This is a genomic window from Pseudomonas sp. NMS19W (assembly GCF_051554255.1).
Lineage (GTDB): Bacteria > Pseudomonadota > Gammaproteobacteria > Pseudomonadales > Pseudomonadaceae > Aquipseudomonas > Aquipseudomonas kribbensis.
In genome coordinates this window covers 6,154,257-6,166,919 of sequence record NZ_CP136718.1, presented here as the reverse complement: position 1 = coordinate 6,166,919, position 12,663 = coordinate 6,154,257, and the positions used below count along the sequence as shown (strand labels likewise).

General features: G+C 60.8%; 14 protein-coding genes. 4 read left to right on the top strand and 10 right to left on the bottom strand.

Translation table 11 applies throughout. The features are described from left to right. Window positions 1-3 precede the first annotated feature (3 nt). The 4 genes from R1A29_RS28425 to exbB form a co-directional block, all read right to left on the bottom strand. Window positions 4-933 carry a hydrogen peroxide-inducible genes activator gene (locus R1A29_RS28425; protein ID WP_064379831.1) on the bottom strand — a complete coding sequence of 310 codons (930 nt, stop codon included), beginning with the start codon at window positions 931-933 and terminating at the stop codon, window positions 4-6. A gap of 176 nt (window positions 934-1,109) precedes the next feature. After that, the gene (locus R1A29_RS28420; protein ID WP_438300178.1) at window positions 1,110-1,859 is read right to left on the bottom strand and encodes a TonB family protein; all 750 of its coding nucleotides are present in this window, start codon (window positions 1,857-1,859) and stop codon (window positions 1,110-1,112) included. Beyond that, a complete protein-coding gene (exbD, locus tag R1A29_RS28415) occupies window positions 1,856-2,284 on the bottom strand; it encodes a TonB system transport protein ExbD (RefSeq protein ID WP_438300177.1) in 429 nt (142 codons plus the stop codon). Before exbD ends, R1A29_RS28420 begins: the two co-directional genes overlap by 4 nt. Window positions 2,285-2,290: 6 nt before the next feature. After that, entirely contained in the window at window positions 2,291-3,253 is a 963-nt protein-coding gene (exbB, locus tag R1A29_RS28410) for a tonB-system energizer ExbB (protein WP_438300176.1), read from the bottom strand. 187 nt (window positions 3,254-3,440) lie between these two features. Here exbB and R1A29_RS28405 point away from each other — a divergent pair, with 187 nt between their 5' ends. Beyond that, window positions 3,441-4,298: an SDR family oxidoreductase gene (locus tag R1A29_RS28405; protein WP_438300175.1), complete on the top strand. Its 858-nt coding sequence runs from the start codon at window positions 3,441-3,443 to the stop codon at window positions 4,296-4,298. Window positions 4,299-4,361: 63 nt separating this feature from the next. Here the strand turns inward: R1A29_RS28405 and R1A29_RS28400 are convergent, their stop codons facing one another. The 6 genes from R1A29_RS28400 to R1A29_RS28375 form a co-directional block, all read right to left on the bottom strand. Beyond that, the gene (locus R1A29_RS28400) at window positions 4,362-5,102 is read right to left on the bottom strand and encodes a hypothetical protein (RefSeq protein ID WP_119426811.1); all 741 of its coding nucleotides are present in this window, start codon (window positions 5,100-5,102) and stop codon (window positions 4,362-4,364) included. A gap of 73 nt (window positions 5,103-5,175) precedes the next feature. Beyond that, a complete protein-coding gene (locus R1A29_RS28395; RefSeq protein ID WP_003229509.1) occupies window positions 5,176-5,556 on the bottom strand; it encodes a RidA family protein in 381 nt (126 codons plus the stop codon). A gap of 24 nt (window positions 5,557-5,580) precedes the next feature. After that, window positions 5,581-7,686: a bifunctional GTP diphosphokinase/guanosine-3',5'-bis pyrophosphate 3'-pyrophosphohydrolase gene (gene spoT, locus R1A29_RS28390; protein ID WP_438300174.1), complete on the bottom strand. Its 2,106-nt coding sequence runs from the start codon at window positions 7,684-7,686 to the stop codon at window positions 5,581-5,583. Between the two features lie 57 nt (window positions 7,687-7,743). Continuing rightward, window positions 7,744-8,007, bottom strand: coding sequence for a DNA-directed RNA polymerase subunit omega (gene rpoZ, locus R1A29_RS28385; RefSeq protein WP_003229503.1), 264 nt, complete (start codon window positions 8,005-8,007; stop codon window positions 7,744-7,746). Between the two features lie 168 nt (window positions 8,008-8,175). Continuing rightward, on the bottom strand, window positions 8,176-8,796 hold the full coding sequence (gene gmk / locus R1A29_RS28380) for a guanylate kinase (RefSeq protein ID WP_085708867.1): 621 nt from the start codon (window positions 8,794-8,796) through the stop codon (window positions 8,176-8,178). Between the two features lie 10 nt (window positions 8,797-8,806). Beyond that, the gene (locus tag R1A29_RS28375) at window positions 8,807-9,670 is read right to left on the bottom strand and encodes a YicC/YloC family endoribonuclease (protein WP_438300173.1); all 864 of its coding nucleotides are present in this window, start codon (window positions 9,668-9,670) and stop codon (window positions 8,807-8,809) included. Window positions 9,671-9,937: 267 nt separating this feature from the next. Here R1A29_RS28375 and rph point away from each other — a divergent pair, with 267 nt between their 5' ends. From rph to gltS, 3 genes are all read left to right on the top strand, one after another. Next, window positions 9,938-10,660, top strand: a complete 723-nt coding sequence (rph, locus tag R1A29_RS28370; RefSeq protein WP_085708868.1) for a ribonuclease PH — start codon at window positions 9,938-9,940, stop codon at window positions 10,658-10,660. A gap of 29 nt (window positions 10,661-10,689) precedes the next feature. After that, the gene (locus tag R1A29_RS28365; RefSeq protein WP_438300172.1) at window positions 10,690-11,058 is read left to right on the top strand and encodes a DUF4870 domain-containing protein; all 369 of its coding nucleotides are present in this window, start codon (window positions 10,690-10,692) and stop codon (window positions 11,056-11,058) included. A gap of 389 nt (window positions 11,059-11,447) precedes the next feature. Beyond that, window positions 11,448-12,656 (top strand): sodium/glutamate symporter, encoded by a 1,209-nt coding sequence (gene gltS / locus R1A29_RS28360; RefSeq protein WP_134828506.1) that lies wholly within the window; start codon window positions 11,448-11,450, stop codon window positions 12,654-12,656. Window positions 12,657-12,663 lie beyond the last annotated feature (7 nt).

The following is a 12,663-nucleotide window of genomic DNA, read 5'->3' as shown; positions in this document are numbered from 1 at the left end:
GGCTTAACCGGCCGTAACCGGCGCGGCGGGTTTGGCGACCGAGCACAGGCGAATGGAGTCGGCGAGGATCTCGATGGCTTTCGGCCGCGGGAAGCTCGCGCGCCAGGCGATGGCCACGGTGCGGAACGGCACCGGTGCCGACAGCGGACGCACTTCGATCACGCCGGGGGCGTAGTGATGGCTGTCCACTGCCGACAGCGGCAGGATCGAAATGCCGAGGCCGGAGGCGACCATGTGGCGAATGGTTTCCAGCGAGCTGGATTCGACCGTGGTGTGCTTGGCGCCGTCGTTGCCCTTGGTCAGGGTCGGGCAGGCTTCCAGCACCTGATCGCGGAAGCAGTGGCCTTCGCCGAGCAGCAGCAGGCTCTTGTCGTTGAGCAGGGCGGCGTCGATGGATTCTTTCTGGGTCCACGGGTGCTGGGCCGGCATCAGGACGTAGAACGGCTCGTCGTAGAGGGGCAGGGTCAGCACGTCGGCTTCGTTGAACGGCAGGGCGATGATGATCGCGTCCAGCTCGCCGTTGCGCAGTTTGTCGCGCAGCACGTGGGTAAAGTTTTCTTCGATGTACAACGGCATCTGCGGGGCGACCCGGTGCAGTTGCGGAATCAGGTGCGGGAACAGGTACGGGCCGACGGTGTAGATGGCGCCGACTTTCAGCGGGGCGGTCAGCTGGTTCTTGCCGGCCTGGGCCAGTTCGCGGATGCCCTGGGCCTGCTCCAGCACTTTCTGCGCCTGGGCGACGATGCCTTCGCCGACCGGGGTCAGGCGCACGGCGCTTTTGCTGCGCTCGAAAATCAGCACACCGAGTTCGTCTTCAAGCTTTTTCACGCCCACCGACAGGGTCGGCTGGCTGACGTGGCAACGCTCGGCCGCGTGGCCGAAATGCTGCTCTTGGGCGAGGGTAACGATGTAGCGTAATTCTGTGAGAGTCATAGCAAGCGTCCATGAAGATGCGGGCCAAGCATACCGGCTGCAATCGATAGACGCACGTTATCAGACTGAGTGATGAATGCGACACCGGGCAATGTCGGTTTGCCGTTTGCAGATATGACAAAGGCACCTTTCGGTGCCTTTGTCTGTCGAGTGCAACTCCAACGGGGCGTTGTGCGTCAGCGGCGCTTCTCGATCGAGTACACAAACGGCGCAACAATTTCGATGGAGCCGTTGTTCAGCATGTCCGCCGGCGGTTTGGGCAACGGCTGGGCGCGGCGGATCATTTCCAGGGTGGCCCGGTCCAGATCGGCGTTGCCGGAGCGGTCCACCAGCTCGAACGACAGCACATTGCCTTCGCCGTCGACCACGAAACGCAGGCGGTTGGTCCCGGTCTTGTTCCGTGACCTGGCGCTGTCCGGGTACTTTTTGTACTTCTGCAGATGCGCGAGCAGCGTACCCTGCCAGCTGGCCTTGGCCGCCAGTTGCGCTGGCGACGGGCCTGGTGCCGGCTGGGCGGATTTCTCCGTCGGTGCCTGGGTCTGCTGAGGTTCTGCCGGTTTTTCCTCGGAAGGTTTTTCCTTCACGGGTTCCGGTTTCTTCTCGATCGGCTTCGGCGGTTGCGGCTTTGGCTTGGGTTTTGGTTTCGGCTTGGGCACGGCAATTTCTGCCTTGGGCGCTTCAGCCAGTTTCGGGATCGGCAGTTCTTCAACCGGAGCCGGTGGCTGCGGTGGCGTGACGACTTTTGGCGGTGCAGGCGGTGGCGGGGCCGGAACCGGTGCCAGCTCGACCATCATTGCCTGTGGCGGCAACTCGATGGGCGGGCGGGCGGTCCAGTTCAGCGCCAGCGCGATGGCCAGCGCGTGAACGCCCAGCACCACGGCCAGGCTACCGCTGTAACGCGTCAACTTATGGCGCGTCGTGATCATTTCTTGACTGCGCTCTCGAGGCCGACCAGACCGACCTTCAGGTAACCGGCGCTGCGCAGCTTGTCCATCACGCTCATCAGATCGCCGTAGTCCACACCTTTGTCGGCCTGGAAGAAGATGGTGGTGTCTTTCTTGCCCTGAGTCCTGGCGTCGAGTACGGCGCCGAGAGTTTCGGCTTTGACTTCGTCGTCACCGATGTACAGGCGCTGGTCAGCCTTGACGCTGAGGAACACCGGTTTCTCTGGCCGCGGTGCCGGTTTGGCGGTCGAGGCAGGCAGGTCGACCTTGATGTCCACGGTGGCCAGAGGGGCAGCCACCATGAAGATGATCAACAGCACCAGCATCACGTCGATGAACGGCGTGACGTTGATTTCGTGGTTCTCGGCCAGATCGTCGTCTGCGCCTTCTTTCAAATGCAGGCCCATGGCCGATTACCCCACTTTGACCATGTGCGGCTGCGAGCTGCTGCGCTCAGGCTGGTGGTCGAGGTCGCGGCTGACCAGCAACAGGACTTCTGCCGACGCATCGGACACCTGAGCCTTGTAACCGGCGATGGAGCGGGCGAACACGTTGTAGATCACAACCGCAGGAATCGCAGCGACCAGACCCAGAGCAGTGGCCAGCAGCGCTTCAGCGATGCCCGGGGCCACGACGGCGAGGTTGGTGGTCTGGGTTTTGGCGATGCCGATGAAGCTGTTCATGATGCCCCACACGGTGCCGAACAGACCGACGAACGGCGCGGTGGAACCGATGGTGGCGAGTACGCCGGTGCCGCTGCTCATGTTGCGGCCGCAGGCGGCCACCAGGCGCTCGAGGCGGAAGCTGACGCGTTCCTTGATGCCTTCTTTCTCGCGGGAATTGGCCGACAGGCGCATTTCTTCGAGGGCGTCGTGGACCAGCAGGTTGGCGAGGGTGCCTTCCTTCGCCGCGGTGGCGCTGGCTTCTTTAAGGGTGGTGGCTTTTTTCAGGGCAGCGATTTCGCTACGCAGACGGCGCTTGGCGCCCATCAGCTCGAAGCCTTTGGCGATCCAGATGGTCCAGGTGATGATCGAAGCGATGGCCAGGCCGATCATCACCATCTTCACGATGATGTCGGCGTTCTGGTACATGCCCCATGGCGACAGGTCGTGGGCCATGCCCAGGGTGTTGTCGGCTTCGAGGACTTCAGGTGCGTCTTCGGCGCTGGCGTCCACGGCCTGAACCGGGTCGGTCGCGGCCGGCGCGGCGGCAGGGGCAGCCGGTGCAGTCTGCTCGTGGGCGGCTGGAGTGGCCGGCGCCTGGGCGTCAGCGAAAGCGGCAGTTGGCGCCAGCATCAGGCTGAGCAGCAGGGCAGCCACCGCGCTCCAGGCGCGAGGTCGGTTGGTTGGCGAAGCGGGGGTTTGAATGCGTGTCATGCTGGCCGGACCTGAGGTAGAAAAACGGTGATGCTCTTCCAGGCCTCGTGAGGCCGAGAACAAAAGTGGCGTGCATTATTGCAAGTAATTCTTGTTAACAGAAGTAATAGAGTTGCTTTTTTCCTTCATTGCTAGCCGCTCGTCCCCTGCCGAGGCTAGTCTGTCGCTTTCCGATGGGAGATTTTTGATGTCCGCGCCCTCTGTTTTGATCGCCGGTTGCGGTGATGTCGGCAGCCGTCTGGCCACGCAATTGCTGGCTGCCGGCTTTCAGGTGTATGGCCTGCGCCGCAATGTTTCACGTTTGCCGGAAGGCGTTATCGGTGTGGCCGGTGACTTGTTCAATGAAGACTGCCCCGAGACCTGGCCGGTCGGTGCCGTGGATTACCTGGTGTATTGCGCGGCGGCGACCGAGCACGATGAAGCCGGTTATCGCGCAGCTTATGTGCAGGGTTTGCAGCATGTGTTGGGTTGGTTGAATGACTACGGACAGGTGCCGGATCGGCTGCTGTTCGTTTCCAGCAGCAGTGTATACGGTCAGCAGGACGGGGAATGGGTGGATGAAACCTCCGAAACCGTGGCTGCGGGTTATTCCGGTCGGGTGATGCTGGAGGCCGAGCAGGTTGCGCTCAACAGCGGCATTCCCGCGAGCATCATGCGCCTGACCGGCATTTACGGTCCGGGCCGTGAATGGCTGCTGACCCAGGTGCGTCGTGGCTATCGCGTGGCGGTCGATCCGCCGCTGTATGGCAATCGCATCCATGCCGATGACGCGGCGGGCCTGATGGCGTTTCTGCTGGAGGCGGATCGCAAGGGTGTGGCGCTGGATGACGTCTTCATCGGCGTGGACGATGCGCCGGCACCGCTGGCCGAAGTGGTGGCGTGGTTGCGCGAGTATCTGGGTGTCACCGAGTGGTCGGAAGACGAGAGCGTGCGTCGAACCGGCAGCAAACGTTGCAGCAATGCCCGGGCGAAAGCGTTGGGCTGGGTGCCGACGTATCCGAGTTATCGCGAGGGGTATGCCGCGATTCTTGAAGGTCGCTGCTGACTTGCGGACGTAAAAAAGGCGGGAGCAATGGCTTGCTTCCGCCTTTTTTGTTTCACGCGCAGATCACTGCTTTTCGAGCAACCACTTGCGTTCGCCGGGGCTGAACTGCGGTTGTTCATCCGCCAGCGCGGTGTTCACGGCCTGCAGGATTTCCAGTTCCTTGCCCTTGCGAACGAAGATCCAGTTGTTGCCCTGGCCGTTCTGCTGCAGCCACATGCTGTCGTTGCCGCTGCTCATCGAGGCGCAGTCGCCCGCCAGGCACAAGGCGTAGCGGTCGGCACCCGGCAGGCCGGAGACTTGTCCGTCTGCCTGGAATTGCACGGTGGCGCCTTCACCCTGGCCGCTGGCGATGGTCCAGTTGCCGCCCAGGTAGGCCGAATACAGCGCGCGTTCGAAGCTGGCGCCGATCGGTGCGCCTTCCGGCACCGGAATCTGCGCGCGATCGAAGAGCTGCTGGGGTTCGTTTTCGCTGGCAGCCTGATGCAACTGGCCGCCGTCGCGTTTCAGTTCGCTGCCGGAGCTGCCGTAGAAGTCGACTTTCCAGGCGCCGGACTGTTCGCCCTGCAGCCGTCCTTCGACGTTCTCGAAACCGTTGGTATAACGGGCCTGTCCGGCCTTGGTGTTGATGTCCCATTCCAGGTTCGGGCCGTAGGCCTGAAGCGCTTCACGCAGGGGGCCGCCCTTGGCGGCGGCATCGATGGCGACCTGATTGATCCAGGTGCCGCTGATGTCACGGTCGGCAGGGTTGCTGGCGCAACCGCCGAGGAAAATGGCGAGCAGCGAGAGAGCAAGCGCTTTGCGCATGGTGGAATCCTTTCAAAACCTTTTCTTTACCGCAGAGCAGTCGGCGCGACCTTGAAGGGTCGCGCCGTGCGCATTACTCGATGACCAGAATGGCATCCATTTCAACCTGCGAACCCTTTGGCAGGGCAGCAACGCCGATGGCGGCGCGGGCCGGGTATGGCTGGTCGAAGTACTTGCCCATGATCTCGTTGACCTTGGCGAAGTGGCTCAGGTCGGTGAGGAAGATGTTCAGCTTGACGATGTCCTTGAACGAACCGCCGGCAGCTTCGGCCACGGCTTTCAGGTTCTCGAAGACCTGGACGGTCTGGGCTTCGAAGCCTTCGACCAGTTCCATGGTTTTCGGGTCCAGCGGGATCTGGCCCGACATGTAGACAGTGTTGCCAGCCTTGATCGCCTGGGAGTAAGTGCCGATGGCGGCCGGGGCCTTGTCGCTGGTGATAACGGTCTTGGTCATGTATGACTCCTTGTAATGGTGGGCTCAGGCACGCATGCGGGTGATGCGGATCACCCCGGTCAGTGCGCGCAGTTTCTTGATCACGCGGGCCAGGTGCACACGGTCGTGGACGCTGACCACCAACTGGACGACGCTGATGCGGCCATCGCGCTCGTCCATGCTGATTTTCTCGATATTGCCGTCGGCCGCGTTGACGCTGCTGGCCAGCAGGGCGATCAGGCCGCGCTGGTGTTCCAGCTCGACGCGCAGTTCGACGTTGAATTCGCCGGTGACATCCTTGGCCCACGAGAGCTGGATGCATTTTTCCGGGTTGTGGCGGATTTCGCTGATATTGCGGCAGTTGTCCAGGTGCACGACCATGCCTTTGCCCGCCGACAGGTGACCGACAATCGGGTCGCCCGGAATTGGCGTACAGCATTTGGCGTAACTGAGGACCAGACCTTCGGTGCCGCGAATCGCCAGCGGGCCTTCCGGGCTTGGCAATTGCTCGCCTTCGCCCAGCAGGCGGCGCGCCACGACATAGGCCATGCGGTTGCCCAGGCCGATGTCTTCGAGCAAATCTTCGATCAGTTCGAGGCGGTACTCGGTGAGCATCGCCTTCACGCGTTCAACCGGAATCTGTTCCAGGGCACTGTCGAAACCGTTGAGCACCTTGTTCAGCAGGCGTTCGCCGAGGCTGATGGATTCGGAGCGGCGTTGCAGTTTCAACGCGTGGCGGATGTGGGTCCGCGCCTTGCCGGTGACCACGAAGTTGAGCCACGCCGGGTTCGGCCTCGCGCCGGGAGCGCTGACGATCTCGACCGTGGAGCCGCTTTGCAGCGGTTCGGACAGCGGTGCGAGACGACGGTTGATCCGGCAGGCGATGCAGCTGTTGCCGACATCGGTGTGCACCGCATAGGCAAAATCGACCGCCGTGGAGCCTTTGGGCAGCTCCATGATCCGGCCTTTGGGCGTGAACACGTAGACCTCGTCCGGGAACAGGTCGATTTTCACGCTCTCGATGAATTCCAGCGAGTTGCCGGCACGTTGCTGCATTTCCAGCACGCCCTTGACCCACTGACGGGCGCGGGCATGAGTGCCTTTCGGCTGCTCGTCGCCGCTGGATTTGTACAGCCAGTGGGCGGCAATGCCGTTGTTGGCCATCTCTTCCATTTCGCGGGTGCGGATCTGGATCTCGATCGGTACACCGTGCATGCCGAACAGCGTGGTGTGCAGCGACTGATAGCCGTTGGCCTTGGGGATCGCGATGTAATCCTTGAAGCGACCCGGCAACGGTTTGTACAAATTATGTACAGCACCCAGCACGCGGTAGCAGGTGTCGACCTTGTCGACGATGATCCGGAACGCGTAGACGTCCATGATCTCGTTGAAGGCCCGACGCTTGCCGCGCATTTTCTTGTAGATGCCGTAGAGGTGTTTCTGGCGACCGCTGACTTCGCCCTGGATGCCGTCGATGGCGAGGCAATGGCCAAGGGATTCTTCGATCTTGTTGACGATTTCCTTGCGGTTGCCCCGGGCGCGCTTCACGGCCTGGTAGATCCGCGCGGAACGCATCGGGTGCATGGCCTTGAAACCGAGGTCTTCGAACTCGATGCGGATCGCGTGCATGCCCAGGCGGTTGGCGATGGGTGCGTAGATCTCGAGGGTTTCCTTGGCGATGCGCCGGCGTTTTTCACCGGACAGCACTTCCAGCGTGCGCATGTTGTGCAAACGGTCGGCGAGCTTGACCAGGATCACGCGAATGTCGCGTGCCATGGCCATGGCCATTTTCTGGAAGTTTTCAGCCTGGGCTTCGGCCTTGGTCTCGAAGTTCATCTGGGTCAGTTTGCTGACCCCGTCGACCAGTTCGGCCACGGTTTCACCGAACTGCGCTTGCAGCGCTTCTTTGGCGATCCCGGTGTCTTCGATCACGTCATGCAGCATCGCGGCCATCAGGCTCTGATGGTCCATGTGCATGTCGGCAAGAATATTTGCCACGGCAAGAGGATGCGTGACGTACGCCTCGCCACTGCGGCGGCGTTGGCCGTCGTGGGCTTGTTCGGCGTAGAAATACGCTCGGCGGACCAGGTTGACCTGGTCATTGCCGAGGTAGGTCGATAAGCGATCGGCGAGGGCGTCTATGCTCGGCATGATGTCTCCTGCCGTAGGCTGTGATCCCGCGCCGTGCTACGTCGACCAGGCATAGGCTTAGACGGCCTCGTTGGACTCGTCCTCGAACGCAGCGAAGACTGGGTCTTCGTGGACGATTTCCTGCTCGGCGATGAACTCGTAGCTCATCAGGCCTTCAGCGATTTCACGCAGCGCAACTACGGTCGGTTTGTCGTTTTCCCACTGTACCAGGGGCTCTTTGCCGCCGGTGGCCAGTTGACGGGCACGCTTGGTAGAGAGCATGACCAGCTCAAAGCGGTTTTCCACGTGTTCTAGGCAGTCTTCAACGGTTACGCGGGCCATGGTATTCCTCGGAGCGAATGCAATATGCGCGCTGCCCGGTTGGGCGAGCGGACTCAACAGTTTAAAAAATCACCAGCGATTAGGGAAGCGCTGATTTTTTGACCAGACTCTTCAACGCGCTGCAAGCACCAATGTAAAGCCCTTGCAGCGGTTTTGGGAAGTGCTGTTTCAGCCCAGCAATTCAGCCAGCAATTTGCCGAAACGCACCTGTTGGCGTTTCTGTTGCAGCTGATTGGCGCGGAAAATCGCTTTCAGATCGTCCAGTGCGTGGGCGAAATCGTCGTTGATGATCAGGTAGTCGTACTCGACGTAGTGGCTCATCTCGCTGACAGCTTCGCGCATCCGGCCGGCAATGATTTCGTCGCTGTCCTGGCCACGGTTGGTCAGGCGCTGGTGCAGGGCCTGCAGCGATGGCGGCAGAATGAAGATCGAACGGGCCTGGGGCATCAGCTTGCGAACCTGCTCGGCACCTTGCCAGTCGATTTCCAGAATCAGGTCGTGACCTTCATCCAGGGTCTGCTGCAGGCGGCTTTGCGAGGTGCCGTAGAAGTTGCCGAAGACTTCGGCGCGTTCGAGGAAGTCGCCGTGCTCGCCCATCTTCACGAACTCTTCGCGGCTCACGAAGTGATAGTTCACGCCGTCCACTTCGCCCGGGCGCATGGCGCGGGTGGTGTGGGAAATCGAGACGCGGATTTCCGGGTTGGCGTCGGTCAGGGCCTTGACCAGGCTGCTCTTGCCCGCGCCCGAAGGGGCGGAAATGATGTACAGGGTGCCGGTGCTGTGGGTCATGTCTGTTGCCTTACTCAATATTCTGCACTTGTTCGCGCATCTGCTCGATCAACACCTTGAGGTTGACCGCCGCCTGGGTGCTGCGCGGATCGAAGGCCTTGGAGCCCAATGTGTTGGCTTCGCGATTGAGCTCCTGCATCAGGAAGTCCAGGCGCCGACCGGCGGCACCGCCGGATTGCAGCACCCGGCGAACTTCGATGATGTGGGTGCTCAGGCGATCCAGTTCTTCAGCCACGTCGCTCTTTTGCGCGAGCATGACCATTTCCTGTTCCAGACGCTGCGGGTCCATTTCGGCCTTCATGTCGGCGAAACGGTCGAGGACTTTCTGGCGCTGGGTGGCGAGCATCTGCGGAACCAGTTCGCGCAGGGTCACCACGTCTTCCTCGATGGAGGTCAGACGATCGTTGATCAGGCGTGCCAGCTCCGCGCCTTCGCGCTCGCGGCCGGCCTTGAGGTCTTTCAGGCCTTGATTGAACAGGGCCAGCGCTTCCGCGTTCAAGGCCTGCGGGTCAGTGGCGTCGGCGACCAGCACGCCCGGCCAGGCCAGCACTTCCAGCGGGTTCAGCGCGGCGGGGTTCTTGATCAGGCCGGCGACGGTCTCGGCAGCGGCGACCAGTTGTGCAGCGCGTTCGCGATCCACCTGCAGTGGCTTGCCGGTGCTTTCCTCGGTGAAGCGCAGGGTGCATTCCAGTTTGCCGCGCGACAGGCCCTGACGCAGGGCTTCGCGGACGGCGCCTTCGAGGTCGCGAAACGATTCCGGCAGGCGCAGATGGGGTTCCAGGTAGCGGCTGTTGACCGAGCGCAGCTCCCAACTCAGGGTGCCCTGAGCGACGGCTTTTTCGACGCGGGCGAAGGCGGTCATGCTGTGCACCATGGGGTGACCTCGCGATACAGATCGGCGCGAATTGAAGCTTCGCAGCTCGATATCAATGAATTTAAGCCGACTGGCAGCAAAGGCGCAGGATTGTAGCGCAGTGCGGCAGATGCGCCCAAACACACGGTGTGACAAAGGGCTGCAGGCCGTCGGCGAAGCGCGTTTCAGGGCTCTGGATCGACGGCCGGAATTTTTAGGCAGTGCCCAGGCGCGGTGCGCAGCTCTATAATGCTCCGCAGTTTTCCGTCCCCAGTACAGGTATCTCCTATGAAACGTCCAAGTGGTCGCGCTGCCGATCAGCTCCGCTCGATCCGCATTACCCGCAACTACACCAAGCACGCCGAAGGATCGGTACTGGTCGAATTCGGTGATACCAAAGTCATCTGCACCGTCAGCGTCGAGAACGGCGTACCGCGTTTCCTCAAAGGTCAGGGCCAGGGCTGGCTGACCGCCGAGTACGGCATGCTGCCGCGCGCCACCGGCGAGCGTAATCAGCGTGAAGCGAGCCGTGGCAAGCAGGGCGGCCGCACCCTGGAAATCCAGCGCCTGATCGGCCGTTCCCTGCGCGCCGCGCTGGACATGTCCAAGCTGGGCGACGTCACCTTGTACGTCGACTGCGATGTGATCCAGGCCGACGGCGGCACCCGCACTGCGTCTATCACCGGCGCCATGGTTGCGTTGGTCGATGCGTTGAAAGTGATCAAGAAGCGCGGCGGCCTGAAGGGCGGTGACCCGCTCAAGCAAATGATCGGTGCCGTTTCCGTGGGCATGTACCAGGGCGAGCCGGTGCTGGATCTGGACTATCTTGAAGACTCCGCTGCCGAGACTGACCTGAACGTGGTGATGACCAGTACCGGTGGTTTCATCGAAGTGCAGGGCACCGCCGAAGGCGCGCCGTTCCAGCCTGAAGAGCTGACCGCGATGCTGGAACTGGCCAAGAAAGGCATGAACGAGATCTTCGAACTGCAAACGGCTGCACTGGCCGACTGAGCAGGTTCGTAACCCGCAAGGAGGACGCGATGAGTGATGAGCAAGAGTTGCTGCCCAAGCCGAGCCACGAGGTTCGCCAGTGGGCAATGTTTTGTCACTTGTCCGCCTTGCTGGGGATCTGGGTTCCGTTCGGCACGCTGATTGGGCCATTGATCCTGTGGCAGATGAAGCGCGAGACGGATCCGTTTATCGATGCCCAGGGCAAGGAAGCGCTGAATTTTCAGATCACCGTGGCGATTGCTTCGATGATCTGCTTCCTGCTGATGGTGCTGATCATCGGATTCGTGATGTTTGGCCTGCTCGCCATCGGCGCACTGGTGTTGACGATCATCGGTGGCGTAAAAGCCAATGAAGGTTTTCCGTACCGTTATCCGTTTACCTGGCGCTTGATCAAATAGCATCCTGCCGAAAGATAAATGCTGAAATAATTAATTCTGCATACTTAAAAAGCCCTGACTTGTCAGGGCTTTTTTTACAACTACATAAACCTGCACTAATTGTAGGAATAGTCTGCCCGCGATGAATGGCAGAACAGATTTTATATATTCACCGGCCTTACATTTTTAGTCACAACTGTAATGCCTTGATACGGCCAAAGGTCATTGGCAGCATGACTTTGTGCTTGTTAAGGTTGTCGCACGTCATATTCCTTCAGAAATATTTCGATATATTCAGGCCATCGAAGGCTCTTGAATTTCAGTGTTTCCAGTGTTGAAACAGCCAGCCGATTCGTGAGGCGTATCCAGGGAAAAGTTCGCCTCCGACTATATAGCCAAGAATAATCCAGATGATTCAGCTCGATTTTTACGGCACGCTCGTGGCCGCTTCCCTTGTACTTCTGCTGGGGCGTGGTCTTGTTACCCGTGTTGGTGTACTGCGCAACTTCAATATTCCCGAACCTGTCGCGGGTGGCCTGTTGGTTGCTCTGGTGCTTCTGGTATTGCGTGCGCTCGACATAGAAGTCCGGTTCGATACCTCGCTGCAGGCACCGCTGATGCTGGCGTTTTTTGCCACTATCGGTCTGAGTGCAGACTTCGCCAGCCTCAAGAAGGGCGGTCGCGTAGTGGGAGTGTTTTTACTGGCGGTCACCGGCCTCCTGATCCTGCAGAACGCCATGGGCATCGGACTCGCCACAATGCTGGGGCTCGACCCGCTGATGGGACTGTTGACGGGCTCCATCACGCTGGCCGGTGGTCACGGAACCGGCGCCGCGTGGGGAACGGTATTCAGCGAGAAATACGGTTTGGCTTCAGCCTCCGAGCTGGCGATTGCCTCGGCGACATTCGGTCTGGTGCTGGGTGGACTGATCGGTGGGCCGGTTGCCCGTCTGCTGATCAAGCGGGTCGAGGTGCCGGGCTGCCACGCGCAGGAGGCGCCGCGTCTGCCAAAAGGTTTTGAGCAGCCGAACAAGGAGCGCTCGATCACGCCATTCTCGTTCATCGAAACCCTGGCACTGATCGCGGTAAGCCTGCTGGTCGGCACTCTGCTGAACGGGTTGTTGCATGGCACGGCATTCGAGTTGCCGACATTCGTTTGTGTCTTGTTCGTAGGCGTCGTACTGCGCAACGGCCTCTCGGCGTTTGGTCTGTATCAGGTCTTCGAGCGTGAAGTTTCGGTGTTGGGCAACGTCAGCCTGTCGCTGTTTCTGGCGATTGCGCTGATGTCGCTCAAACTGTGGGACCTGGCAGCGCTGGCGTTGCCGATCTTCATCATTCTGGCGGTGCAGACACTGGTCATGGCGTTGTTCGCGGTGTTCGTGACGTTCAGGGTGATGGGCCGCAACTACGATGCGGCAGTGCTGGCGGCGGGGCATTGCGGTTTCGGCCTCGGTGCCACGCCGACCGCCATCGCCAACATGCAAGCGGTGACGCAGCGTTACGGGCCTTCGCAGATCGCGTTTCTGGTCGTGCCGATGGTGGGGGCATTCTTCATCGACATCATCAATGTCATCGTGATCAAACTGTACCTGGCGCTGCCGTTCTTCGCTGCTGTCTAAAGCACAT

What these genes read in the sequence shown, in the direction of transcription:
- R1A29_RS28425 (WP_064379831.1), bottom strand. Translation starts at nt 933, where the DNA reads ATGACTCTCACAGAATTACGCTACATCGTTACCCTCGCCCAAGAGCAG.
- R1A29_RS28420 (WP_438300178.1), bottom strand. Translation starts at nt 1,859, where the DNA reads ATGATCACGACGCGCCATAAGTTGACGCGTTACAGCGGTAGCCTGGCC.
- exbD (WP_438300177.1), bottom strand. Translation starts at nt 2,284, where the DNA reads ATGGGCCTGCATTTGAAAGAAGGCGCAGACGACGATCTGGCCGAGAAC.
- exbB (WP_438300176.1), bottom strand. Translation starts at nt 3,253, where the DNA reads ATGACACGCATTCAAACCCCCGCTTCGCCAACCAACCGACCTCGCGCC.
- R1A29_RS28405 (WP_438300175.1), top strand. Translation starts at nt 3,441, where the DNA reads ATGTCCGCGCCCTCTGTTTTGATCGCCGGTTGCGGTGATGTCGGCAGC.
- R1A29_RS28400 (WP_119426811.1), bottom strand. Translation starts at nt 5,102, where the DNA reads ATGCGCAAAGCGCTTGCTCTCTCGCTGCTCGCCATTTTCCTCGGCGGT.
- R1A29_RS28395 (WP_003229509.1), bottom strand. Translation starts at nt 5,556, where the DNA reads ATGACCAAGACCGTTATCACCAGCGACAAGGCCCCGGCCGCCATCGGC.
- spoT (WP_438300174.1), bottom strand. Translation starts at nt 7,686, where the DNA reads ATGCCGAGCATAGACGCCCTCGCCGATCGCTTATCGACCTACCTCGGC.
- rpoZ (WP_003229503.1), bottom strand. Translation starts at nt 8,007, where the DNA reads ATGGCCCGCGTAACCGTTGAAGACTGCCTAGAACACGTGGAAAACCGC.
- gmk (WP_085708867.1), bottom strand. Translation starts at nt 8,796, where the DNA reads ATGACCCACAGCACCGGCACCCTGTACATCATTTCCGCCCCTTCGGGC.
- R1A29_RS28375 (WP_438300173.1), bottom strand. Translation starts at nt 9,670, where the DNA reads ATGGTGCACAGCATGACCGCCTTCGCCCGCGTCGAAAAAGCCGTCGCT.
- rph (WP_085708868.1), top strand. Translation starts at nt 9,938, where the DNA reads ATGAAACGTCCAAGTGGTCGCGCTGCCGATCAGCTCCGCTCGATCCGC.
- R1A29_RS28365 (WP_438300172.1), top strand. Translation starts at nt 10,690, where the DNA reads ATGAGTGATGAGCAAGAGTTGCTGCCCAAGCCGAGCCACGAGGTTCGC.
- gltS (WP_134828506.1), top strand. Translation starts at nt 11,448, where the DNA reads ATGATTCAGCTCGATTTTTACGGCACGCTCGTGGCCGCTTCCCTTGTA.